This is a genomic window from Acidobacteriota bacterium (assembly GCA_022340665.1).
Lineage (GTDB): Bacteria > Acidobacteriota > Thermoanaerobaculia > Thermoanaerobaculales > Sulfomarinibacteraceae > Sulfomarinibacter.
Genome location: JAJDNM010000005.1, coordinates 1 through 23,696 on the forward strand (window position 1 = coordinate 1; position 23,696 = coordinate 23,696).

Annotated in this window: 24 protein-coding genes and 1 pseudogene; 17 read left to right on the plus strand and 8 right to left on the minus strand. The window is 62.1% G+C overall.

Annotation, left to right across the window (positions count from 1 at the left end; genetic code table 11):
• The first annotated feature begins 36 nt into the window (after positions 1 to 36).
• The 9 genes from rpiB (at position 37) to LJE93_00575 (ending at position 5,356) form a co-directional block, all read left to right on the plus strand.
• Positions 37 to 495, plus strand: a complete 459-nt coding sequence (rpiB, locus tag LJE93_00535) for a ribose 5-phosphate isomerase B (GenBank protein ID MCG6947391.1) — start codon at positions 37 to 39, stop codon at positions 493 to 495.
• A 146-nt stretch (positions 496 to 641) separates the two neighbouring features.
• Positions 642 to 1,322 carry a deoxyribose-phosphate aldolase gene (gene deoC, locus LJE93_00540; GenBank protein MCG6947392.1) on the plus strand — a complete coding sequence of 227 codons (681 nt, stop codon included), beginning with the start codon at positions 642 to 644 and terminating at the stop codon, positions 1,320 to 1,322.
• Complete coding sequence (locus LJE93_00545) at positions 1,309 to 1,935, plus strand: hypothetical protein (GenBank protein MCG6947393.1); 627 nt, start codon at positions 1,309 to 1,311, stop codon at positions 1,933 to 1,935. Before deoC ends, LJE93_00545 begins: the two co-directional genes overlap by 14 nt.
• Positions 1,936 to 2,077: 142 nt before the next feature.
• Positions 2,078 to 2,395 carry a BMC domain-containing protein gene (locus LJE93_00550; GenBank protein MCG6947394.1) on the plus strand — a complete coding sequence of 106 codons (318 nt, stop codon included), beginning with the start codon at positions 2,078 to 2,080 and terminating at the stop codon, positions 2,393 to 2,395.
• Positions 2,395 to 2,709 (plus strand): EutN/CcmL family microcompartment protein, encoded by a 315-nt coding sequence (locus tag LJE93_00555; GenBank protein ID MCG6947395.1) that lies wholly within the window; start codon positions 2,395 to 2,397, stop codon positions 2,707 to 2,709. Before LJE93_00550 ends, LJE93_00555 begins: the two co-directional genes overlap by 1 nt.
• 65 nt (positions 2,710 to 2,774) lie before the next feature.
• Complete coding sequence (locus LJE93_00560) at positions 2,775 to 4,217, plus strand: aldehyde dehydrogenase EutE (protein MCG6947396.1); 1,443 nt, start codon at positions 2,775 to 2,777, stop codon at positions 4,215 to 4,217.
• Positions 4,217 to 4,807: a BMC domain-containing protein gene (locus tag LJE93_00565; protein ID MCG6947397.1), complete on the plus strand. Its 591-nt coding sequence runs from the start codon at positions 4,217 to 4,219 to the stop codon at positions 4,805 to 4,807. The genes LJE93_00560 and LJE93_00565 overlap by 1 nt, the downstream gene beginning before the upstream one ends.
• Before the next feature lie 4 nt (positions 4,808 to 4,811).
• Entirely contained in the window at positions 4,812 to 5,087 is a 276-nt protein-coding gene (locus LJE93_00570; protein MCG6947398.1) for a EutN/CcmL family microcompartment protein, read from the plus strand.
• Complete coding sequence (locus LJE93_00575; protein MCG6947399.1) at positions 5,084 to 5,356, plus strand: EutN/CcmL family microcompartment protein; 273 nt, start codon at positions 5,084 to 5,086, stop codon at positions 5,354 to 5,356. The genes LJE93_00570 and LJE93_00575 overlap by 4 nt, the downstream gene beginning before the upstream one ends.
• Positions 5,357 to 5,653: 297 nt before the next feature.
• Here the strand turns inward: LJE93_00575 and LJE93_00580 are convergent, their stop codons facing one another.
• A complete protein-coding gene (locus LJE93_00580; GenBank protein MCG6947400.1) occupies positions 5,654 to 6,517 on the minus strand; it encodes a hypothetical protein in 864 nt (287 codons plus the stop codon).
• Between the two features lie 240 nt (positions 6,518 to 6,757).
• On the opposite strand from LJE93_00580, the gene LJE93_00585 reads away from it, so the two are divergent.
• Positions 6,758 to 8,215, plus strand: a complete 1,458-nt coding sequence (locus LJE93_00585) for an NAD-dependent succinate-semialdehyde dehydrogenase (GenBank protein ID MCG6947401.1) — start codon at positions 6,758 to 6,760, stop codon at positions 8,213 to 8,215.
• Positions 8,216 to 8,316: 101 nt separating this feature from the next.
• On the opposite strand, the gene LJE93_00590 is transcribed toward LJE93_00585, so the two are convergent.
• A complete protein-coding gene (locus tag LJE93_00590; GenBank protein ID MCG6947402.1) occupies positions 8,317 to 9,003 on the minus strand; it encodes an outer membrane beta-barrel protein in 687 nt (228 codons plus the stop codon).
• Positions 9,004 to 9,358: 355 nt separating this feature from the next.
• On the opposite strand from LJE93_00590, the gene LJE93_00595 reads away from it, so the two are divergent.
• A complete protein-coding gene (locus LJE93_00595; GenBank protein MCG6947403.1) occupies positions 9,359 to 11,686 on the plus strand; it encodes a SpoIIE family protein phosphatase in 2,328 nt (775 codons plus the stop codon).
• A gap of 244 nt (positions 11,687 to 11,930) precedes the next feature.
• The gene (locus LJE93_00600; GenBank protein MCG6947404.1) at positions 11,931 to 12,752 is read left to right on the plus strand and encodes a hypothetical protein; all 822 of its coding nucleotides are present in this window, start codon (positions 11,931 to 11,933) and stop codon (positions 12,750 to 12,752) included.
• Positions 12,753 to 12,870: 118 nt separating this feature from the next.
• Here LJE93_00600 and LJE93_00605 read toward each other — a convergent pair whose 3' ends face one another.
• The 4 genes from LJE93_00605 to LJE93_00620 all read right to left on the minus strand — a co-directional run bounded on the left by LJE93_00605 (position 12,871) and on the right by LJE93_00620 (position 17,725).
• Complete coding sequence (locus tag LJE93_00605; GenBank protein MCG6947405.1) at positions 12,871 to 13,425, minus strand: DUF4136 domain-containing protein; 555 nt, start codon at positions 13,423 to 13,425, stop codon at positions 12,871 to 12,873.
• 158 nt (positions 13,426 to 13,583) lie between these two features.
• Entirely contained in the window at positions 13,584 to 15,689 is a 2,106-nt protein-coding gene (locus LJE93_00610; GenBank protein ID MCG6947406.1) for a tetratricopeptide repeat protein, read from the minus strand.
• The gene (locus tag LJE93_00615) at positions 15,686 to 16,177 is read right to left on the minus strand and encodes a Rieske (2Fe-2S) protein (protein MCG6947407.1); all 492 of its coding nucleotides are present in this window, start codon (positions 16,175 to 16,177) and stop codon (positions 15,686 to 15,688) included. The genes LJE93_00610 and LJE93_00615 overlap by 4 nt, the downstream gene beginning before the upstream one ends.
• Positions 16,178 to 16,330: 153 nt before the next feature.
• Entirely contained in the window at positions 16,331 to 17,725 is a 1,395-nt protein-coding gene (locus LJE93_00620; protein ID MCG6947408.1) for a cytochrome b N-terminal domain-containing protein, read from the minus strand.
• A gap of 145 nt (positions 17,726 to 17,870) precedes the next feature.
• Here LJE93_00620 and LJE93_00625 point away from each other — a divergent pair, with 145 nt between their 5' ends.
• Together LJE93_00625 and LJE93_00630 are read left to right on the plus strand one after the other, a co-directional pair.
• Positions 17,871 to 18,785: an META domain-containing protein gene (locus tag LJE93_00625; GenBank protein ID MCG6947409.1), complete on the plus strand. Its 915-nt coding sequence runs from the start codon at positions 17,871 to 17,873 to the stop codon at positions 18,783 to 18,785.
• Between the two features lie 111 nt (positions 18,786 to 18,896).
• Positions 18,897 to 19,241 (plus strand): phage holin family protein, encoded by a 345-nt coding sequence (locus LJE93_00630; GenBank protein MCG6947410.1) that lies wholly within the window; start codon positions 18,897 to 18,899, stop codon positions 19,239 to 19,241.
• Positions 19,242 to 19,278: 37 nt separating this feature from the next.
• On the opposite strand, the gene LJE93_00635 is transcribed toward LJE93_00630, so the two are convergent.
• On the minus strand, positions 19,279 to 19,962 hold the full coding sequence (locus LJE93_00635; protein MCG6947411.1) for a nitroreductase family protein: 684 nt from the start codon (positions 19,960 to 19,962) through the stop codon (positions 19,279 to 19,281).
• A 931-nt stretch (positions 19,963 to 20,893) separates the two neighbouring features.
• Here LJE93_00635 and LJE93_00640 point away from each other — a divergent pair.
• A pseudogene (locus LJE93_00640) lies at positions 20,894 to 21,619 on the plus strand (OmpA family protein).
• Between the two features lie 71 nt (positions 21,620 to 21,690).
• Positions 21,691 to 22,548 carry a hypothetical protein gene (locus LJE93_00645; GenBank protein ID MCG6947412.1) on the plus strand — a complete coding sequence of 286 codons (858 nt, stop codon included), beginning with the start codon at positions 21,691 to 21,693 and terminating at the stop codon, positions 22,546 to 22,548.
• 83 nt (positions 22,549 to 22,631) lie between these two features.
• Here the strand turns inward: LJE93_00645 and LJE93_00650 are convergent, their stop codons facing one another.
• On the minus strand, positions 22,632 to 23,129 hold the full coding sequence (locus tag LJE93_00650) for a hypothetical protein (protein MCG6947413.1): 498 nt from the start codon (positions 23,127 to 23,129) through the stop codon (positions 22,632 to 22,634).
• Positions 23,130 to 23,453: 324 nt separating this feature from the next.
• Here LJE93_00650 and LJE93_00655 point away from each other — a divergent pair, with 324 nt between their 5' ends.
• Positions 23,454 to 23,654: a hypothetical protein gene (locus LJE93_00655; protein MCG6947414.1), complete on the plus strand. Its 201-nt coding sequence runs from the start codon at positions 23,454 to 23,456 to the stop codon at positions 23,652 to 23,654.
• Positions 23,655 to 23,696 lie beyond the last annotated feature (42 nt).

Sequence of the window (23,696 nt, forward strand, 5' to 3'; positions counted from 1 at the left end):
CAGCAGCCTTCGGGTACGCCGTCGGATGCCGCAACCATAGCAGTCGGTGCGGACCACGGCGGCTTCGAACTCAAATCATCGATCATCGAGCATTTGCGCGACCAGGGCCTTCCAGTCCACGATTGCGGCTGCACAAGCAAAGATGCGGTGGACTATCCGGACTTCGCACACGCGGTAGCCAATCTGGTCGGTACGGGCGTGTGTCGCTGGGGCATCGTCGTCGACGGTGCCGGCATCGGCTCGTGCATGGCCGCCAACAAGGTGCCCGGCGTGCGGGCCGCTCTCTGTTACGACCTCTCCTCCGCCCGCAACAGCCGTGAACACAACCACGCCAACGTCCTCACCCTCGGTGCAGGCCTGATCGGCAACGGCCTGGCACACCAGATTGTCGACGAATGGCTGGCTACGCCGTGGGGACCCGACCGCCATGCCCGCCGGGTAGCGAAAATCACCGACATCGAAAAAAGATATCTGCGGCCGGGAGCAGAAGCATGATCGATCGAAACGAGCTCATTGAGGTCGTCACCCGCCAGGTTCTGGCGACGCTTGCCGGCCAGCCAGGAGATCAGGGGCTGGAACATGCTGCACAGGTGGTTGCCAACGGCGCCGCACGCCTCGGCTACTGCGGCGCCGGCGTCGATGTGCCGAGAGATCTGGCGCAGTTCATCGACCATACCCTGTTGCGTCCGGACGCAACTCCAGCCGACATTGATCGGCTGTGCGACGAGGCAGCAGAGTACGGCTTCGCCGCGGTGTGCATCAACCCCTCCTGGGTGGCACGAGCGAAGAGGCGTTTACGAAATGCTGGCGTCACTGTCGCGTCGGTTGTCGGCTTCCCTCTCGGAGCCAACACCCCCGAGATCAAGGCGATGGAGGCGCGCCGCGCATTGCGCGACGGCGCACGGGAAATCGATATGGTGATCAATATCGGAGCTCTGAAGGGCGACAAGCACGATCTGGTGAAACGCGACATCGCTGGCGTGTCAGACGCCTGTCGGGAGGTCGGCGCTCTCAACAAGGTGATCATCGAGGCCGCGTATTTGACCGACGAGGAGAAGGTGATCGCCTGCCGGCTCGCTGTTGCCGGCCGCGCCCACTATGTCAAGACCTCGACCGGCTTCGGTCCCGGAGGTGCCACCGTCTTCGACGTCGCACTGATGCGCGAGGTGGTTGGCGCCAAGGTCGGCGTGAAGGCGGCCGGCGGCATCCATACCGCCGACGAGGTTCGCGAGATGATCACCGCCGGCGCGACCCGTATCGGTGCCTCAGCGGGCGTCCGTATCGTGACCGGCGAGGAAGGAGAGTCCGGTGGATCATATTGACCTTCGCTCCTACGTTTTTCTGGATTCGCTGCAGCCTCAATACGCAGCATTTCTCGGCACCGTCGCCCAGGGTTTCCTCCCGTTGGCCGGCGATGCGTCGTTGTGGGTGGAGATCTCCCCGGGGATCGAGATCAACCGCCTCACCGATGTGGCCTTGAAGGCCACCCACGTTCGCCCCGGGATGCAGATTGTCGAGCGGTATTACGGCCTGCTCGAGGTGCACTCCGAATCACAGGCCGACACCCGGGCCGCCGGTGCCGCGATCCTCGAGGAAATCGGCATCGAAGAGACGCACCGCCGCAAACCGCAGATCCTCTCCAGCCAGGTCATTCGCCACCTCGACGACCACCAGGTCCAGCTCATCAATCGCATGCGCCATGGCCACATGATCATCCCCAAGCAGACACTCTACGTGCTCGAGGTCGAGCCGGCCGCCTACGCAGCGTTGGCAGCAAACGAGGCCGAAAAGGCGGCTGAAATCAACATCCTCGAGGTGCGGGCGTTCGGCTCGATGGGTCGCGTCTATCTCGGTGGAGAGGAACGGGACATCGACGTCGGTTGGCGCGCCGCGGTGGCAGCAATCGAAGGCGTTGAGGGAAGAGAAGGCGATTAGTTGATCGAGACGAAACGACACAACCAGATGCTGGATGCTAGATGCTGGATAGATGGCCGCCGCCAAAGCGAATCCGGAACGGACGGGCCGATCCAGAATCCAGCATCCAGGATCCAGCATCCGAATTGGAAAGGAGTCAGAGATGGCTGAAGCGTTGGGAATGATCGAGTGCCGCGGGTTCGCGGCAGTGGTCGAGGCTGCAGACGCCATGGTCAAGGCGGCCAAGGTGGAGCTGGTTTCGTACGAAAAGACTGGGGGTGGCTACGTCACCGCTATCGTACGCGGCGACGTCGCCGCGGTGAAGGCGGCGGTCGAGGCCGGAATCCGCGGTGCCGAGACCGTCGGCGAAGTGGTCTCCACCCACGTCATCGCACGCCCCCACACCAACATCGACATCGTCCTGCCCCTCGGCCGCGCCGACGAGGCCGCCGGCGAGACCAAGGCCAAAGGCAAGCGCTGATGCTGCTCGGGCGAGTGGCCGGCACCCTGGTCGCGAGCCGCAAGGACGAAGGCCTGCAGGGCCAGAAGTTCCTGGTGGTTCGCGAGCTCGGGGTGGATGGCAAGGAGACCGGTGGCCACGTAGTGGCCGCGGACTCGGTGGGAGCAGGTTTCGGGGAGGTGGTGTTGTGGGCATCCGGCTCCTCGGCGCGCCAGACCGAGTACACCCGCGACCGACCGTGCGACGCGGTCATCATGGCGATTGTCGACAGCTGGGAGGTCGGTGGGAAAGAGGTCTACCGCAAGACTCCGGCTGGCGGCGAGTGGGCGAGTTGATGGGGCTTCGAGCACGAATTGGGCCGAGGTTCGACCACCTCGGCCGGTGAGTGGAGGCGCAGCAGTTGGAAGCAGCATTTGATCAGCAGGAGATCGCGGCAGTTGTCGAACGGGTCCGGCTGAGGCTTCGCGGCCACGCCGAAGCACCGCCTCCGGTGCCGGCCGATACTGAGGCTGTCGTGGGCGACGGCATCTACCCGGACGTCGACCAAGCCGTTGCCGCCGCCCGCAAGGCATTCGAGGCCTATCACACGATGGGGATCAAGAAGCGCCAACGCATCATCGACGCGGTGCGCGCCGCTATGCGCGATCGGGCCGGGGAGCTGGCGCGAATGGCACACGAGGAAACCGGCATCGGGCGAACCGATGACAAGGCCCTCAAGAACCGCCTAGTGATCGAGAAGACCCCCGGTCCCGAGGATCTCGAACCTCGCGTGTGGTCCGGCGACCTCGGGCTCACCGTCACCGAGTACGCGCCCTTCGGCGTCGTCGGCGCCATCACGCCGACCACCAATCCCACGGCGACGATCATCAACAACACCATCGCGATCTTGTCGGCCGGCAATGCCGTCGTCTTCAACGCCCACCCCAATGCCAAACAGGTTTCGGTTCAGAACGTGCGCTGGATCAACCAGGCCGTCGTCTCGGCGGGTGGCCCAGCCGATCTCGTCACCGCGACGCCGGAACCGACGATCGAAAGCGCGCAGCGGCTCATGAACCACCAATTGGTCCGGATCCTGATGATCACCGGCGGCCCCGGGGTCGTGAAGGAGGCACAGAAGACCCGCAAGCGATCGATCTGCGCCGGGCCCGGCAATCCCCCGGTGGTGGTCGACGCCAACGCAGACCTCGAGCTCGCTGGGCGCGAGATCGTCCGCGGCGCCTCTTTCGACAACAACGTCATCTGTACCGATGAAAAGGTCGTCATGGTCGTTGACTCGGTTGCCGACGAGCTACTCCGCCAGCTCGTTTCCAATCGAAGCTACCTGCTCAAGGAGTACGAGCTCAAAAAGATTGAACGCGTAATCTTCACCGAAATGGGCGAGCCCGGAGAGCCGGGTCGAATCAATCCCCGCTGGATCGGCAAGAACGCCGGCGCCATCCTCGGCGAAATCGGCATCCAGGGCGGCGACGAGCTGCGCCTCGTCCTGGCTGACGTGCCACCCGAGCACAGCCTGGTATGGACCGAACAGATGATGCCCGTGATGCCTGTGGTTCGGTCGCCGAACGTCGACGATGCAATCGACCTCGCGATTCGCGCGGAGCGCGGCTGCGGCCACACCGCCTCCATCTACTCGCGCGACGTCAACGCCATCACCCGCATGGCACGCGAAATCGACGTCTCGATCTTCGTCGCCAACGCTGCCAACCTCGCCGGCCTCGGCGACGGCGGCGAAGGCTACACCTCCTTCTCCATCGCCAGCCCGACCGGAGAGGGCCTGACCCGGCCACGGAGCTTTTCACGCGATCGACGCATCACCGTGGCCGGTGGGCTGAGGATCGTCTGATGCAGCCGGCCATTGCCCTCCTCGAGTTCGACTCCATCGCCATCGGCGTGCTCGCGGGTGATGCCATGGTCAAGCGCGCCCCGGTCGAGGTCACCTATGCCGGTACCGTCCACCCCGGCAAGTACCTGGTGCTGGTCGGCGGCGACACCGCCTCGGTCGAAGAGTCCTACGCAGCCGGACTGACGATCGGCAAGGAGGTACTGATCGACAAAATCATTCTGCCCTCCGCCCATCCCGAGGTCGTGCGCTACCTGCGAGGGATGCGGGGGCGGGTGACCGGCGAGGCCCTCGGCATCGTCGAAACCACCACCGTCGCCGCCACTCTCGGCGCCGCGGACCGCGGTCTCAAGGAGGCCGATGTCGATCTGGTCGAACTCAAGCTCGCCGACCGCCTCGGCGGCAAGGCCTACTGCGTATTCTCCGGAACGGTCGCCAACGCACAGGCGGCGGTGGAGGCCGCTGTTGCCAGCATCAACAACCCCTCCACCCTCGTCGCCGAGGTCGTGATCCCTGATTTCCACGACGAGATGCTGGCCAATCTCGAAGCGGCAACCGAGTTTTCGATCCGCATCACCGGCGGCAGGGGCTAGCCGGATGGAACTCGGCCGTGTCACCGGCACCGTCGTCGCGACCACGATCTACGAAGGGCTCGAAGGCGCACGTCTACTGATCGTGCAACCGCTCGACCGCACGCTGAAACCTCGCGGGCGTCCGGTGGTGGCCGCAGACGGCGTGGCCATGGCTGCCCCCGGAGACCTGGTCGCAGTGGTCGCAAGCCGCGAGGCCTCGCTCGCCCTGCCGCCGCCACCGGGACCCGTCGACCACGCCATCGTCGGCATTGTCGACGCGGTCGAGGAGTGGTCACGGTGAAGATCGGACGCGTTGCCGGCACCATTGTGTCCACCATCTGCGTGCCGGTGTTCGAGAATCGAAAGCTGCTCCTGGTCGACCTCCTCGACACCGACGGCAAGGCCACCGGCACTGATCTCATTGCGGTGGACGTGGTCGGGGCTGGCGCGGGCGAAACCGTGCTCGTGTTGGACGAGGGCAACGGCGCCCGACAGGTTCTCGAAGCCCCGGATGCTCCGGTTCGCGCGGTCGTCGTCGGCGTGATCGACGAATTGATGATCGGCGAATAGCTCCACATGTGCCGCCCAATGATTGGGCCACGACGCTGACGTCATAGAGAACCCGCAGCGGTTTGAACGAGTGTTTCCCTGCCTTATCAGGAAGCGCGGCCGATTTTTCCAGACGTCGTCTGAGCCAAAGAACCGATAGCTTCCGATAACAAAAGAATTCCTCGGTGTTTTTGCCGTCTTGGTGGTGAAACAAGGGCGGGCGGGAGACGTATGGCGACGATTTGGTGGAGAGAAATCACGGCGCACAAAGGGCGTCCGCACCTCTTAACTCTCAATTCTCAACTCTGAACTGCGGAGCTAGAACCTCACCCGTAGGAAGACCGAAAAATCGTTGATGTCCAGATCGATCCGGGCGTCGAGAATGTCCATCTCCTCGGTGGCGATGGCGGCCCAGTCCACACCGGCCTGGGCGATGTTGATGGAAGCGCCGAAGCCCCACCGCTTGTCCGTCAGGTACTCGATCTGCGCCCGGCCGATCCACTGGCCACCCTCGACGTCCCCGATGTTGACGTAGAGCCAGCCGAAGCCGGTGGTGAAGCGCCAGCTGTCCGAGAAGAGCCGCCGATACTCGAAGTAGATGTACGGCAGGGGGGCGGAACCCTTGACATCACCACTTCCCTCGACGACGTCGTCTTCTCCCTCGCCGCGATAGGCCAACGTCGCCTGAATATCCATCCATCGGAAACCGAGACCGAAGCCGGCCCCCCAGCGGTCCTTGACCCACGGGTAGTAGGCGTAGTCGATAAAGGCCTGAGTGATGTCGAAACCGAGCGTGATGTCGGCATCGATGGGGATGATCTCGTCGCCCCACTGGATCTCGGTCAGGGCCTGCGACGAAGAGTCTCGATTGATGTTCTGCCAGCGCACGCCGAGCTTGTGCTTCTTGGCGATTTGCCACTGGAGGCTCAGGCTCGGGATGACCTGGTTCTTGTCGAGATCGAGGTCGTCCTCGAAGCTCAGGGTCGTGCCCCTGCCGAGGACTTCCGAGTCGAGCCGGATGTCGGTCGTGAGCCCAACCCAGCTTGCTTCGAGCTTGAAGTTGAACTTGTCGAAGAGCGGCTCGAAGTCGCGCTGGGCCTCGGCCGGCACAGCCGACATCACGGCCAACACTCCAGCAAAGATCACCATCGTGAACGCGCGCCGCCCCGGAATCTCGGACATGAGATACCTCCCTGGTGATCGCCCTTCACGCATCATAGCCTTTTCGTACCGCGCGCACCACGCACTTGCTGCAAACATGATTCGCGTTATCGGCTGTACGAACCAGACCCCGGAGACCACGCAATTGTATCGATGCACTTCATTCCCCGAGCCCCCGGTTGTCATATATCCTAGCGAGGGTTCGACCGATTTCGAGCCGCAGCCACGGTGGGATGGAAAACACCGTAAGGAGGCACCGGAATGCAGCTCACCGAAAGTTCTTTGCTGAGGTCGCTCGCCTGGATTGGCGGGCAATGGATCGGCGCCGACAGCGGCGAGGTCTTCACCGTCACCAACCCGGCGACCGGCGAAACCATTGCCGAGGTTGCGAGGTGTGGCGGCGAAGAAACCCACCGGGCTGTCGAGGCGGCCGAGAGAGCGCAGATCGAGTGGCGCGAGAAAACCGCTAGTGAAAGATCGGTCCTGATGCGGCGCTGGTTCGATCTGATGATGGAGCACCAGGAGGATCTCGCCCAGATCCTCACCGCCGAGCAGGGAAAACCGCTCGCCGAGGCGCGAGGTGAGATTGCCTACGGCGCGAGCTACATCGAATGGTTCGCCGAGGAGGCCAAGCGGGTCTACGGCGACGTCATCCCGCCGCCGGCCACCGACCGGCGCATCGTGGTCATCAAGCAGCCGGTCGGTGTCGTCGCCTGCATCACGCCGTGGAACTTCCCCAACGCGATGCTCGCGCGCAAGGTCGCAGCTGCCCTGGCGGCGGGGTGCACCACCGTCTGCAAGCCGGCGACCGCGACACCTCTCTCCGCCCTCGCGATGGCCGAGCTCGCCCATCGCGCCGGCATCCCGGCCGGAGTGATCAATGTGCTGGCAGGTCGAACAGGGCCGATCGGTGAAGAGCTCACCTCCAACCCTACCGTGCGCAAGCTGACGTTCACCGGCTCGACCGAGGTCGGCAAGAAGCTCGTGGCCGACTGTTCCCGGACGATGAAGCGCACATCAATGGAGCTTGGCGGCAACGCGCCCTTCATAGTCTTCGACGACGCGGATCTCGACAACGCGATTCGGGGAACCCTCGCCTCCAAGTACCGCAACGCCGGCCAGACCTGCGTCTGCGCCAACCGGATCCTGGTCCAGGAGAGCGTCATGGAGGCGTACTCCGAGAAGCTCGCCGAAGCGGTGGGTCAGTTCAAGCTCGGCGACGGCGCCGAGGAAGGCGTGACCATGGGCCCCTTGATCGACGATGCCGCCGCGGACGCCGTCTGCGCGATGATCGACGACGCAGTCGAAAAGGGTGCGGAGGTCCTCCTCGGCGGCGGCCGATCGGAGCTCGGCGGTAGCTTCGTCGAGCCCACCATTCTCTCTGGCGTCACCAGCGATATGCGGGTCTTCCAGGAGGAGATCTTCGGGCCGGTCTCTCCTCTCGTCAGCTTCAGCAGCGAGGAGGAGGCGATCGCCATCGCCAACGACACCGAGTTCGGGCTCGCGGCCTACTTCTGCGCGCGCGACGTGGGACGCATCTGGCGGGTGTCGGAAGGGCTCGAGTACGGCATCATCGGCATCAACGAAGGCGTCATCTCCAACCCCATGGCGCCGTTCGGCGGCATCAAGGAGTCGGGCAACGGCCGCGAGGGCTCCAAGTACGGCCTCGACGACTACCTCGAGATCAAGTACCTGTGCATCGGCGGGATTGACGCCTAGGATGCTCCTGCAGGGATCCGAGACGTCCAGCCTGCGGGGCCTCGGGATCCCTGGTCACCCGGTTTTGCATCGAGCGGAACCGAGTCTGCGCCAGCTCATACTCAATAAAACATCCAGCCGAAGTCCAGGGTGATCACGTCAAACCGCGGCGTGCCGCTGGTGCCGTCGAAATCCATCCACTGGCTGGTGTAACCGAGCTGCAGGTACGACTGGTCGCTGTTGAACGTGTACCGGAAACCCACCAACGCCTGGTAGGAAAACGCGTCGATCGTCTCAGTCGGGTAGTTCGTGGAGCACACATAACCCCACCAAGGATCCCACCAGCACCAGGTGTAGGGCGGACCGTTCGGAACCCGGGTGTCGATCCACGTCCAGCCGATGCCGGCACCGACGTAAGGGGAGAGCTGAGCATCAGAGAGGTAGTACACCAGGTTGGCCGACAGAGCGAACGAGTCGTACTTGCCAGAGATGTCGACCGGGAGGCCGTCCTCATCCATCGCCGTGGCGTCGTAGCCGATGCCGGCCCACTGTAAGCCGAACCTCGTTGCAAGGCGATCGCTGAAGTTGAAGGCGCCGCCGATAGCAAGACCAAAATCGTCGTCGGTTTCGAGGCTCGAAAGACCCTGGCTATCGATCGAGGTGCCGAGCTGGTAGATCGTTCCCAGCGAAAACTCCCACCTTCCCTCGCGATCCTGGGCTTCGGCCGAGGCGGCGCCGAACAAGAACACTGCCGTAAGGGAAGCCACGGTTAACATCTTTCTCGTCCAGAGCAAGTACGCACTATTCATTGTTTCCTCCTGATCACCGAATTTCCCAAAAAGTCTCCACTGACGGAAGTGGGGCAAGACAACACTTCGAGATGCCGCGAATGGTCAGTCGAGATCCGATGCTTTCCGAACACATACGCCCTCGCGCCGGACTCTGTTTCAGCCGATGCGCGGAGGGTTCAACTCGGGGTCAACACATTTTCATTCCCTGCCCGAGCGAAGACGAGGTGCCGGATAGGACTGTCGGAGCCCGCTATACTCCCTTCGGCATGATCGAGAACCCACGTTACGAGATTTTCGGTCCTGGCGAACCGCTCTTCAGGGTTGGGCGCCCAGATGACCTCGGGACCGGGCACCGTGCCGTCGGGACGGACTGATGCCCTCTCGAGCTCCAATTCGTCGCAAGCTTTTTCTGCTCATCCTCGCGGTGACCATCCCCGCAGTGACATTTGTCGGGGTTGTCAGCTTCGTCCGAGGACGTACAGTGGCAAGAAATGCGACGCTCGACCATCTGACTTCGGTCCGGGCCTCGAGGGCCGACCAACTCGAGGTCACGTTCCGGCAGCTCCGTGTCGAAACAGACGCCATCTCCCGCAGTCGGATGATCGTCAGAGCGATGCGCCGGTTCGGCGCCGCCTACAACGCCCTCGGAGCATCGGCCCCGACCGATGAGCAACGCGATAACGTGGTCCGCTTCTACAACGATCACTACCTTCCTGCCCTTGGCGGTCGGTCGAGTGGGGCGACGACCCTTGACGAACTGCTGCCTTCCCGCGTTGAAGCAATCCACCTGCAGTCCTTCTACATCGCGGGCAACCCGTACCCGCGCGATGAATGGGACCTGCTGGTCGACGCCGACGATCCCAGCGCTTATGGCAGGGTCCACCGCGAGCTCCACCCCGACCTGAGGGAGTTCACCAGCCAGTTCAGGTACCACGACATGCTGCTGATCGACCTCGAAGGCAACGTCGTGTACACGGTGAACAAGGAGCCGGTTCTGGCGACGAGTCTCGTGCAGGGGCCCTACCGGAATTCGAACCTGGCAACCGCTTACCGCGCGGCGGTCGAGGCGCCTCTGAATCACCGCGTATGCCTGGTGGACTTTGCCTTCTACCGCCCGTCTCTGAACACTCCAATGGCGTTCATCGGAGCACCGGTTTTCGACGGCGACCAGCGAATCGGCGTCCTGGTACTCCAGCTGACCGGCGCTCAACTCGACGGGATCATGACGGGCCGGGGCCACTGGCGCGACCACGGCCTCGGCGAAACCGGAGAGGCGTACATCGTCGGCAGCGATCATCTCCTCCGGTCGGACTCGCGATTCTTCCTCGAAAACCCCGATGGATTCGTCGATGGAGGTGGAGCCGCCCAATTCTCGCAAGAGCTCCGGCGGCGAATTGTCACCTGCGGGACCACCATTCTCCTGCTGAAAGTCAGCACTCCACAGGTGGAGGCGGCATTCGAAGGAAAGACCGGCACCACGGTCGCGACCAATTACCGGGGCGAGGAGGTCCTGGCATCGTACGAACCGCTGACCATCGAGGGCCTTGACTGGGTCGTCGTGGCCGAGATGGACACCGCAGAGGCCTTCGTTCCTGTTCGCCGGTTCGTCCGCCGGATGGCCGAAGCGTCTGCCGTTCTCGCCCTGTTCATTCTCGGCATCTCGTGGTTCGCAGCCAAACGCTTCGTCGAGCCCATCATCGAGCTCGACAACGCGTCGAGACGATTTGCCGAAGGCGACGAGGACATCCGATTGACGATTCGCAGCGAGGACGAGCTCGGACGGCTCACGGCATCCTTCAACGAAATGATCGCCGCCATTCGGCAGCAGAAGGACGAGCTGAGGCGAAATTACGACGAGATCAAACGCCAGCGCGAAGAGCTGGCAGTGGCCAAGGAGGCGACGGAGGCCGCCAATCGCAAGATGAAGGGAGATCTCGAGGCGGCGGCGAGGATCCAGGCCACCCTCCTGCCCGATGAGGCGGTGGAGATAGAGGGCGCGCGTTTCGCCTGGCGCTACGTGCCCTGCGACGAGCTCGCCGGCGACACCCTCGGCATCGTGCCCTTCGACGAATCCAGGGTCGGGATCTACGTGGTCGACGTCAGCGGCCACGGTGTCCCGTCGTCACTGCTCTCGGTATCAGTCAGCCGGCTGCTGTCGAAGGACCCTGCATCGTCGGTGCTGTGGCGGACCGATCCGGCGTCCGAAGAGCGGCGGATTGCCACACCGGCGGAGGTCCTACGGGTCCTTTCCCGGCGCTTTCCCTATGACACGCGTACCAACCAATACTTCACCATGGTCTACGGAGTGCTCGATCTGAATCGCCGCGAGCTCTGCTACGCGTCAGCCGGACACGAGCCGTTGATCGTGGTCGGACCGAACCGGGAGCCGGAGATGGGGTCGAGCACCGGACCGCCGGTCGCGCTGATCCCCGAGATCATCAAACCCAGTGTCTACGAGGAGCGGAGCATCAGCCTCACACGCGGCGATCGCATCTATCTCTACTCGGACGGCATTCCCGAGGCAGCGGCCGCCGACGGCGAGCAGTTCGGCGGGCAGCGGTTGAGCGAGCGGCTCCGCGAACTCTTCGGGAACGACCTCGACGACGGGCTGCCGACCCTCCTCGACGCTGTGCGAGCCTGGCAGGAGGGGCCGTCCTTCGCCGACGATGTGTCAGTCCTTGCAGTGGAGCTCGTTGAGTAAAGGCTCGGAAGCCTTTATCACCGTGCAAGCAAAAAACGCCCGGCCGCAGGCCGCAGCCACGGTCGGGCGTTTCTCTTTCTATTCTGGATTTGGATGCTACGGCCCTAACACAATGGTTGTCGCATAAACTGGGGGCGGGTCACCACGACCGGTGGATTCAGCCAAGGCTTCCAGGATGGCGGGTTGTGCGGACTGGAGTTCTGTTACCGTAAGTGAGACTACCAAGTGGCCGGGAGGGCTGATCTTGAGGCGAATCGCATGTCTGGCTTTGGTCACCGTGACTTTGGGGACCGCACCTGCGGCGGCACAGGGAATGTCCGATTCACTCTTCGACACTTTCAACATCAAGCTCGAGGGAAGTTGGGTCCGCTCCGCGACCACGATCCGGCTCGACTCTGAGGGCCAAGGGAAGGGTACGACGCTCAGCTTCGAGGACGATCTCGGCCTGCCGGACAAGAAGACCGTACCGTCGCTCTCCTTCGAGTGGCAGTTCGCGCGAAAACACCGCCTCGGCGTCCGCTGGCAGGACATCAACCGAGGGTCGGTGACCCAGGTGCTCGAGGAAATCGAGTGGGGCGGCGAAATCATCCCTATCGATGCCGAGGTCACTCTCGACTTCGACATCCGCAGCCTCTCGGCCGACTACACCTACTACCCATGGATCAAGGAAAGGTGGGCGGGTGGCATCGGGCTCGGTATTCGCTCAATGGGCCTGAGGACCATCCTGAGGGCGGACGGCAGCGAGCTCGAAGCGGAAATTGACGGCACCGCCCCTCTTCCCTACATCAACTTCGAGTACCGGAGGATGCTCGGCGAACGATGGCGCCTCAAGGCCCAGGTCGGCTGGCTCGAGGTGAAGATCAGCGATATCAAGGGCGGCCAGTACATCGGCCGCTTGGCGGCCGAGTACCTCTCCACCAGGCGCTGGGGGTTCGGCGCGGCCATCAACTACTCCGCCATCGACGTTGACTGGGAGTCCATCAAGGGTCCGGAGGAGGACCTATTGACCGCGATCATCGACCTCGATCTCGACGATTTCAGTCTTTACCTTCGATTTCGCTGGTAGGCGTCCCAAGGCTTGAGGCTTGGGATCTGAGGCCGGCGGTCCACGGCTAGAGGTCCGAAAAAACGCCCGGCCACGAATGTGACCGGGCGACTGATGACAGAATTTTTCGGGATCTGGCTTACTTGCCCTTGCCGGCGAGGATCTTGTCCCACTTGTTGCCGAGCTTATCGAGGATGTTCTCGACCTGCTTGATCTGTTTCTCCGGCTTGGCCTTGACCGTCACTGTGCCGGTGCCGCGCCAGACCATCTTCTTGTCTGTCGCGTCATATGCGTCGATGATCAGGGTTCCATCGGTGTAGGTTTGCTGCTGAGTCGTCGAGCTTCCCATGCTGCCGCCCCAACCGTACCAACCGCCGTGGTATCCGCCGTAGCCGTAGTTGGTGGTGGTATAGCTCGACCGCTTCTCGGTCGTGTAATGGTAGGTCACGAAGATATCAGGATTCTCCTGCACCTCTACGAGGCCGCCCTCGCGGAGCTCCTTGATGATCATGGTGGCGACGCGATCTGCCATCATCTGATTGCCCTGAATATTGCTGTCCGTGGTGTCAACGTACTGAAACGTCTTGACGCTGCCAAAGTCGTAATCGTGGGCGAAGTCGATGGTGACCTTTTGAGCTGCCGCCGGCGCCGCGATCAGGGCCAGCACGAATACCAATCCAAGTGCTCTCTTCATTTCCGATCTCCTTTCACGAGGTCAAACTCTAGTGAATCAAAGCGTATTCCACTCCGCGGAAAGGGAAATTTAGCACCATACCCCACCTCGCGCAACGAAGCCGCACGGTAGCGCTCGAGCGTGTCGTTGCTCGAACTCGCTGGGTGAGACGGCGGCCCTCAGTTCGACGACTTTGAATTGGTCTCGACCTGCGCCAGGTACTCACGAATAGCCCGCAGATTGCGCGCCGCACCAGGATGCTCCGGCATGCCGGACGCCGCCCGCTCCAGGAAGACCTCCGCTTCGGCGTACCGGCCCATCTCGGCCAGCAGAAGACCCAGCGAGTAGGCCACCTCGTACTGCTCCGGATAGGCATCGAGGATCGAGCGCAACAGCGCCTCCGCCTCCTCGTTGCGGCCCTGCGCGTTCAGCAGCACGGCGAGGTTCGCCTTGGCGGGAAAGAAGAGATCGTCGATCGCGATCGCGATCCGATAGTACCGCTCGGCCTCGGCTGCGTCACCGAGCCGCGCAGCCAGATTCCCCAGATTGTGGCCGGCAAAAGCGAAATCGAGGGAGTACTCCATTGCCTGCCGGTACTCAGTCAGAGCCTCGGCAAGGGCCTCGCGTTGGTACGGCTTCAGTATCTCATTCGGCACATCGGCGAGCTGCACCGCAGCCTGCATCCGCACCGCCCGCATCGGATCGAAAAGCAGAGGCGCCACCAAACCGACGAGTTCTCCGGGGCTGGCGGCAACCACGCTGCTGACGGCCGTATAGCGCATCAAGGGTTCAGCGTCAGCCAGCGCCACCGCAAAGGCACGTGTGCTCTCCTCGCCCGGGTACCGGCCGAGCAGCGAGAGCGCGGTGGCACGCACGATCGCCGGATACAGCTCATCACCGGCAAGCCGAATGAGATCGTCCCGTGCTTCCGGACGACCCTCTCGGCCCGCGGCGATCGTCGGTCCATAGTGAGGTTTCTTGGCCAGGCCGTACCACCTCTCGAATGCGTCCACCGACCAGCTCAGAGGCTTGTCGTCGTGACACCCTCCCTGGGAGCACGCGTTGGGGGTGCCGAGTTCCTGACTGAGATCCGGCCGCGGCACGCGAAGGCTGTGGTCCGCGCGTTCATCGATCACCATGTACGGCCGCTCGGGCATGTGGCATTTGACGCACAGGGCGCCATCGGAGGGCTTGCCCTGGTGAATTTTCTTGTGGAAGTGGTGGTCCGCGGTGTCGTAGGCGTCGGCTCGGTGGCACTGGAGACAGAGGTCGTTGCCGTCGAACTTGAGCTTCAAGCTGTGGGCGTCATGGCAATCCGAGCAGCGGACATCATTGGCGTACATCTTGGACTGCGTGAAGGAACCCCAGACGTAGACCTCTTCGAGGATCTGTCCGTCGGCGTAATAGAGGCCCTCATCGAGCAGTGACGGCAGATGGCTGTCGAATAAAGCTGTGGTCGTGTGGTTCCAATCTCCAAGCTCGGTGCGTCGCGCGTGGCACGGTGCGCAAAGCTCGACCTGCTGATGGGAGCTGATCCCACTGGTGGGCACAACCAGACCGTAATAGTCGACCTCCGGGCGGGCCATCGGTTGGATCTCGGCCCAGGTGACGTGATCCGAGCCAGGACCGTGGCACGCCTCGCAGCTGACGTCGATCTCGGACCAGGTGGTGTCATAGGTGCTGGTCGACGCATCGAAGTTCTTTCGCAGGTCGGTCGAGTGGCATTCCGCGCACATGGCATTCCAGGTCTGAGCTGCGCGAGTCCAGTGGAGCCAATCGTCGGGCGGGATCTCCTGATCCGGATAGAGGTCGAACCACTCGTTCAGGTCCGAATCCCAGGCAATCGTGAGGCACTGGAGCCTCCCTCCGGGGAACGGCACCAGATACTGCTGGAGCGGTTCGTGGCCGAAGGTGTGAGTGATCTCGAAGTCGGCCATCTCCCCGTCCGGTCCCTGGGTGTTGACGAAGAACCGACCATCTCGCTTGAAGAAGGCCGAAGTCACCCCTTTCGATGTGAAGAGCGTGTCACCGAAATCGCCATATACCGTCTCCTCTGTCGCCACGTCCATCGCCAGGTCGTGGTCAGAGCCCTTCCAGCTCTCGAACGCCGCTTCGTGGCACGGCCGGCAGGCTTCGCGCCCGACAAATCCGGGCCCGGCGTCCGCCACCTCCTCACGGTTTGCCGCCGACCCCACGCGGATCAGCCATGCCGGAACGCTGAGCACGATCACCGCGGAAGCGACCACGCCGATCAGCTGCCAGCGCTCGAGCGGTGAGTAATTCACGACCGCACCACCTGCGATTCCGAGAAGGCCCGGCGCCTCACAGCCTGCCGGACATCGACCTTCACGATGTCGTTCTCGATGCGCACCGGAAAGGTGTCCAGCGGCCGCGGCGCCGGCGGGCTCAGGACGTTGCCCGTGATGTCGAATGACGACGCGTGACAGGGGCAAACGAAGCGGTGTTCGGCGTCGATCCATGGAACGGTGCAGCCGAGGTGGGTGCACTCGCGATGGAGTGCGAGGAAACCACCGTCGTCGAGCCGCGCGAGATAAAACTTGCCCTCGGGAAAAGCAGTCACCGATCCCGGTTCGAAGCGGTCCACCGGCCCCGCAACCACGACCGAACCGCCTTCGTCAGCCGTTTTTCGGTTCCGGCGGGGTTTGAAGAAATCGGTGACGATCCACACTGCCTCGGCAAAGGCCACTCCCCCGAGCAGCAACCACGCCTTCCAGAGAAAGCTCCGTCGCGATCCCCTTTGACCCTCTGTCATAGGGACCTTCCGACGGTGACGTGCCCCGTGAACTCATGCGGAGGAGAAAAGGGGAAAAGGGGAAAAGGGGAACGAAGAGAATGTGCAGAGTCCCACTGCTCCTCTTCTCCTTTTCTCCTCTGCGCAAGGTTTTGGTGTTGCCTAATCATTGCCTCATCCCCATGGCCAAACCAATGCCATACCGGGACCTCGGAACCAAACGCCGGTCACAGTCAACGCTGCAAGCGCAGCCAGGATGAGGACGAAAACCGCCTGCACGACCTCCGCCTTGACAGCGCCGAACCGCCTGATCAGCAACCATCGAAATCCAATCAACCCAAAGGCCATCAACGCCAACGGCACCAGCCCTCTGCTGACCAGCGACGGCAATCCCGCGCCGGGCTGGAGAACGAACTCGTCGAGGACAACCAGTACTGCGGCGGAAAGGAATCCAACCACTGCCGCGAGGACTGAGCTTTTTCTGCCGATTTCGGTCAGGAACCACGGCCCGGAGAGTTCTTCCGGATATCGCAGGTACGGGATTCCGAGCAATGCCAGCGCAACCAGGCCGGGAATGACAACCACGGCAATCAAAGGATGGAAGTGGAGCTGCAGTTCCTGGAAGCCGACGAAGTACCACGGCGCCTTGGCCGGATTGGTGCTCATCCCAGGGTTTGCCGGAGCGCCGAGCGGCGCATCGACGAACACCGATAGTGCAACCACGCAGGCAATCAGAACCAGGGCAACCGCGAGCTCGCGTGTCAGGAGCTCGGGCAGGGTCGAAACCAGCTCAGGTTTCTGTTCGGCGACCTCTGAAGACGGTCGAGGATCCACCACGCCTCCGGCCTTGCGCACCCGCCAGAAGTGGAAGCCCATCATCACCACCAGGGCAACCGGCACGAGGGTGGTGTGAAAGGCGAAGAAAATAACCAGGGTGGTGGGCCCGATTTCTGCACCACCACGTGCCACGCCCTGCAACCATTCGCCGATCCACGGAACGTATCCCAACATCCCGGTGCAGATCGTGACCGCCCAATATGCGAGCTGGTCCCACGGCAGGAGGTAGCCCGTGAAGTTGGATGCCAGCACGCCGGCGAGTAACCCCAGGCCGATGACCCAGTTGAAGCGGCGCGGGCCGTGGAAGCCACCCGTGAAGAAGACCCGCAGCATGTGCAGGAGGACCACCGCCACCAGGATGTTGGCGCTCCAGTGATGGATGTTCCGCACCAACCCGCCGAAGGCGAACTGATCCTGGAGACCCGCGACCGAGTCGTACGCTCGTTCGGGACTCGGCTCGTAGGCGAGCATCAACAGCACACCTGTGAAGACCATCAACCCGATCAGGGTGAGCGAACTCCCGCCGAGGCCGAAGGTGTGCGTGTACCGGAGGGTGCTCTTTCGCACCCGCACCGGTCGCATGTGGAGGAAGAAGTACTCGATGATCGTGCGCCGCTGCTCGCGTTCGGTCCGCGGCACGATCGGACGCGGGAAGACCGAGCGCCAGACCTCAGTCACGAGAGTCCAGCTTTTTTTGCCTTCTCCCTGAACGGCGGGTTTCGGTTCGGGCATCGATTTGAATATAGCAAGCTCACAGAGCGCCCTTCCATGAGCTGGGCGATACCGGTTGCTACAATCTATTCGCGGCCGCTCGGCGAGGCCGAAGATCAACCGCCGGTGTTCGATGATGAGAACTGTTTCAATCAAGCCCAAGAGGATGAGTGCAGGAGTCGCGCTTGCACTCCTCGTCCTGCTGACTTCAACTGCAGCCTGCAGCCGCGGGGATGCGACGACGACGTCGACCGAAAACAGCGGTGCACCGTCCGTGGCCGAGTTGGCCGATGCGACCTATGCCGGCATAGCTGAAGATCCGGTGACACTGATCGATGGACGTTGGGAGGGTGCGCCATATGTCGAAGGCGGCGTTTCCCGACCTTCCGTCGGCCTGCTCGAAAACGGCACCATGACCGGTGATCTCGACGGTGATGGAACCGATGAAATGGCGGCTTTGCTGTGGGAGTCTTCCGGAGGTTCCGGGACACGACTCTATCTCGCGGCGATGGATCGACGCGAAGGCGACATCAAGAACGTCGGGACCGTTCTGATCGGAGACCGTGTCCAGGTTCGCAAGGGTTCGATCGACGGCAAACTGATCGTTCTTTCAGTCGTGCGCGCGGGCCCGGAGGACGCCGCGTGCTGTCCGACCGAGACGGCCCTGGTGAGTTGGGAGTTCGATGGGAATGGCCTGAATCCCGTTGAGGATCGGGTCACCGGCACTCTCTCACTCACCGATCTGGAAGGCACGGAATGGGTCCTGCTCGAGCTCGGTCGCCAGACGACCCCACCAGACGGCGTGACCGTCACTTTCGTCGTTCGCGATGAACGAGCTTCGGGACACAGCGGCTGCAACACCTACTTCGCAGGGGTTTCAGGCCCGACCCCAGGTGAGCTTCATTTCAACGGCATGGGTGCCACTCGAGCGGCGTGCGCCGAGCCGACAATGGAATTCGAGCGGCAATATCTCAAGATTCTCGCCACCGCCGCCACTTACGATTTCCTGGCCGGTCACCTCGTGCTGACCTGTCAGACCGGCGACGGGCCGATCGCCCTGAGATTCGCGGCACACGAGTGATATGTACTTCATCAGTGGGCCGTCGAACGACGTGACGCAACGCCGGTCGGTGTAGAATGCGCTTGATCATACAAGCCCAATCTGGGAACTGAGCATCGACGGAGGTATCTCATGACGCGTTTTCTGATCCACTGGCTGGTCATCGCCCTCGCGCTGTGGGTGACCGCCTTCATCGTGCCCGGAGTCACCATCGAGTCGACCACGGCGCTGGCCATCGCCGCCATCGTTTTGGGGCTGGTCAACGCACTCGTTCGTCCGATCCTGACGATCCTGACGTTCCCGATCACCATCCTGACCCTCGGTCTCTTTTACCTGCTGGTCAACGGATTCACCTTCTTCCTGGCGACAAAGGTCGTGCCGGGCTTTGCCGTTTCGAGCTACTGGTGGGCCGTGCTCGGAGCTCTGGTTGTCAGTCTCGTATCGGCCTTCGTGGGCAGTTTCGTCAAGAAGGACTAGGCAGCCAGATTCGATGGGCGAGAACGGGCAGACGAGCTTACCTGCCTTCGAGCCAAGTCGTCACGTCCGAAGGGTGTTTCTTCGATATCGCCGGAACCCGGCATTCCGCGGCCGGAAAACCGACGGGAAAGAGAATGTAGGGTCGCTCGTTTGCAGGCCGCTCGAGGATGCGGCTCAGGAACCTCATCGGCTGCGGCGTATGGGTGAGGGTGGCAAGGCCCATGCGGTGAATCGATGCGATGAACAGCCCGCAGGCGATTCCGACACTTTCGTTGACGTAGTAATTCTTGAGTCGAGATCCGTCGGTGGCGATCGGGTGTATCTGCTTGAAGACCACGACGAGCCACGGGGCTTGCTCGAGAAACGGTTTCCGCCAGTCAGTGCCGAGTGGTGCGAGCGCCTCGAGCCATTCCTCGGTCGCTCGACCACCCTCATAAAACTCCCTCTCCTCGGCCTCTGCGCCCCGGCGGATCTCCGTCTTGACTTCCGGATCGGATACTGCGACGAAATGCCAGGGCTGGCGATTGGCTCCCGATGGGGCGGTGTTGGCGGTCGCGATGGCCGTCTCGACGAGCTCGCGAGGCACCGGGTCGGAAGCGAACTCACGCACCGAGCGCCGACCTCGCAAATCTGTCAGGAGATCCTGACCGCGCACCGCCATTTCATCCGGCGGAAGTCGTTGAAAGTCCAATGGTACTGAGCGGTAACTTGGCTGACTCATGGAGCCAAGCATACAGATGACCTCGGGCTGCCAGAACCTGAAAGGCGTCCCACCTGAAAACCGCATACCATCGATAAACGAGCCACATATATTGCGGTGCCACCAAGGTTGTGACACACTCATCGCACGCGATTCCACGGCGATCGAATGGGATGAATCCGCCGGATCGAGAGTCTGACGACGGCTTCACCGAGAGTCCAGTGGTTGAAACGATACATGAGGAGGAGACATGAAAAAGTACGTCTTGTACGCAGTTCCGATCTTCGCTGTGGCGATCCTCTCCATCGCCTGCGCGTCATCGCAATCGAACCTGAGCTTCGAGCCCGGCTCGATCGACACCAGCCAATATGTTCGTAAGGTCGATCAGTTCGTCATCATCGCCGACGGCTCGCTGTCGATGGCCCAACGTTCGAATGGTCAGATGAAGCTCGGCATCGCCGAGGACCTCCTTCTCAGCCTCAACAGCACGATTCCCGACCTCGGCTATGACGGCGGATTGCGGACCTTCGGGCGTGGACTCTGCGGCAGCGATGGCAAAACGGTCTCCATTATCGAGGTCAGCGATTATTTGAGCTCCTCATTCACCGACGGTGTTGCCCGGTTCAACTGCGCGAACGGTACGAGTCCGCTCAACCTCGCACTTGACGCCGCAGGAGCGGACCTCGAAGACAAGAACGCACGAACGGCGATCGTGATCATTAGCGACGGCCAGGACATGGGAAAGAAAGAGATTGCCTCTGCCGAGAACCTGAGCACTGCTTTCGGTGACGACATCGACATCTACGCGATTCAGATCGGCGACAGCCGCAAGGGCCACCGGATGCTCGAAGAGGTGGTCGCGGCAGGTGGTTCCGGCTACGTGAAGAGTGCCAGCGAGCTCACCTCGCCTCAGGCGATGGCCGGATTCGTCACCGACGCCTTCCTGTGGCCGGACGCCGACGGCGACGGAGTGCCAGATCACCTCGACAAATGTCCGGACACTCCGGCAGGCGCCGAAGTCGATGCGGTGGGTTGTCCGCTCGATTCCGATGGCGACGGCGTACCCGATCATATGGACAAGTGTCCGGGTACTCCGGCGGGGGTTGCAGTTGACGGGACGGGCTGTCCGATAGACACCGACGGCGACGGCGTGCCCGATTACATGGACAAATGCCCGGGCACACCGCGCGGCGCCAAGGTCGACGCCACCGGCTGTCCGGTCGATTCTGACGGCGACGGCGTGCCTGATTACATGGACAAATGCCCAGGCACACCGCGCGGGGTCCCGGTCGATACCTCGGGATGCCCGATCGAGGGCATCGAGGTGTCGGGTGGCGAGTGGTTCGTGCGCGGTAAGGTGCTCTTCGATCTCAACCGCGACACGATCAAGCCGGAGGCCGCCGAAATTCTGCTTCAGGTCGCCGACTTCCTCAAAAAGAACGAGCGATACGTGGTCGAAATCCAGGGCAACACGGACAGCACGGGGGCTCTCGCCTGGAACATGAAGCTCTCCGAGATGCGAGCCGAAGCGGTCAAGGCATTTCTGGTCAGGAACGGCGTTGCCGCTGGTCGGCTGACCACCAGGGGGCTCGGCCCCAACGAACCGATCGCACCCAACAATACGGCCGAAGGCCGGGCCATGAACCGACGGGTCGATTTCAAACCCAGCACACGCTGACATCCGACGGCTGTGAACTCGAACGACCCGGCAATCGCCGGGTCGTTTTTTCAGGTATATATTCAGGCGACATGAAATCTGCCCCCGCCGAGTGGTCGCAAACTGTAGCCCGATTCAGCCTCCTGCTTTTGTTGGCAACACTTCCGTCTTTCGCTCCAACCTGCTTCGCGCAGGACGGCGGCCAACCCTCACCGGCGTCCAGCAGCCACCCATCAGTCTTCGGGGTGTGGGGGGAGTCTTCCGCACTGGAGACCAAGGTCTACGACCTCCGCATTCCCTTGAGTTTCACCCTTCTCAGACCCGACGATCGGAGGTGGGGACTTCGTTTGCGCCTCGTCACCTACGCCGGAGTCTATGACTTCACCCTCGACGAGGCGATTGATCTCGACCTCAGATTCCAATCTTTGGCGGTCACCCCCGGGGTTGAGTTCCTGGTTCCAGTCGGAGAATCCTGGGTTCTCAAACCGTTCGCTGAAATCGGCTATGGCCGGGACTTCGATAACCAACTCGGTTTCGGCGTGTGGTCAATGGGCATGCGGACCCTCGCCACCTGGCCGGTCAAGAAGTTCGACCTCAGTTTCGGCACCAAATTTCAGTACCTCTCGACACTCACCAACGACCTCGAACTGTCGGACAGGTTCGGCGAAATCCGACTCGGCTTCGACGCCCGCCATCCACTGCCCTTCACCATCGGTCGCAGTCAGGCCGACCTCAGTGGTTTTTTCATCCGTCGCCAGTACATCGATGCTTTCATCGGTCGCGAACAGTCCGACCCCCTGGAAATCAACTACGCCAACGAGGTAGGCTTCACCTTCGGCACGACACCGAAGGTCAAGCTGTGGTTCTTCCAGCTCCCGCGCATCGGTCTCGGCTACCGCTGGGGCCCTAATGTCCGGGGCATTCGTCTGAACTTCGGATTTCCGTTCTGAGGCTCGGGGCTCGAGAACCGAGGTCGAGGGTATCAAGATCCGGGCAAGCCTCGAGCCTCAGATCTCGGGCTTTTGCGAGCTCATCAGAAGGTGTAGAGCAGCCTGATCGTCCAACTTTGATACGTCAGGTCGCCGTCGATGTTGTTGAAGAGAAGCTCGGCCTTGAGCTTACCGAAGAGCTCGATGCCACCGCCGAATCCCCAGGTACCGCCGCCGCCGAAATCCCCGTCGAGAATTGTAGAGATCGACATGTCGGCGTACCCGAGTCGCCCTGCGAAATAGGCGGGTCCGAGGAAGAACCGGCCGATCGCATAGATCTGGTAGTAGCTGGCGTCAAAGTTCTCGAAGGTGGCGCCGCGCGAAAACCCGTACTCGACTCCTGCGCCAACCTCGACAAAGGGAATCTTGACCGCGATTTCGAGACCCAGGCTATAGCCCGTGTCCGAGCTGAAACTGATATTGCCGAGATCGAAGTCGCCGCCGAAATCGGCTCCAACGGCCAGATTGAGGTCGAATGCCCGCGCCGGGGCGACGGCCGCGAGGACAACCAACAGGGCGAGGAATATGTTTCGACGAGGCATCAATCCCTCCCGTTAACCGGCAGCACCGTACCACGTAAACCGGCATCCAGTGCGAATGATCGGCTTCTGTGTTCGTGACCGCGGTCATATTCCACGTGGCACCGCATCCCCATTCTGTACCTGCGTCGAAAGCAACCGCATTCCCTCGGATAGGAGCAGATGATCCCGACCCCCCAAATCATCTTGGACACCATCCGGCTTGTCGCGTGCTTTCCGACCCTCCTGAGGACCCTCGCCAGGGAATGATAAAAAGCTGAGATTACCCCTTGACAATCGAGAAAACGGCCGATACGTTAGCTCCAAATACATGATGGAGGGCGGATCATGTCAAAGAGAAAATTGGGCTTCCTGATCATTGCGGTCATGATTGTCGGTGCGATCGTGCCGGCTTTGATCGCCCCCAGCCTCTCCGAGGCTGCGGTTCAAAAGGTGGGTTGGATGGTCTACACGCCAAACCACCCCAATGGCTGCGCACCGCTGCCGTACGACTGCTACGTCATCTGGGTTTACCCGGACAACCCCTGATCGAGGTTCGTCAGCTCCAATCTGACGAATCCCATCAGGTGA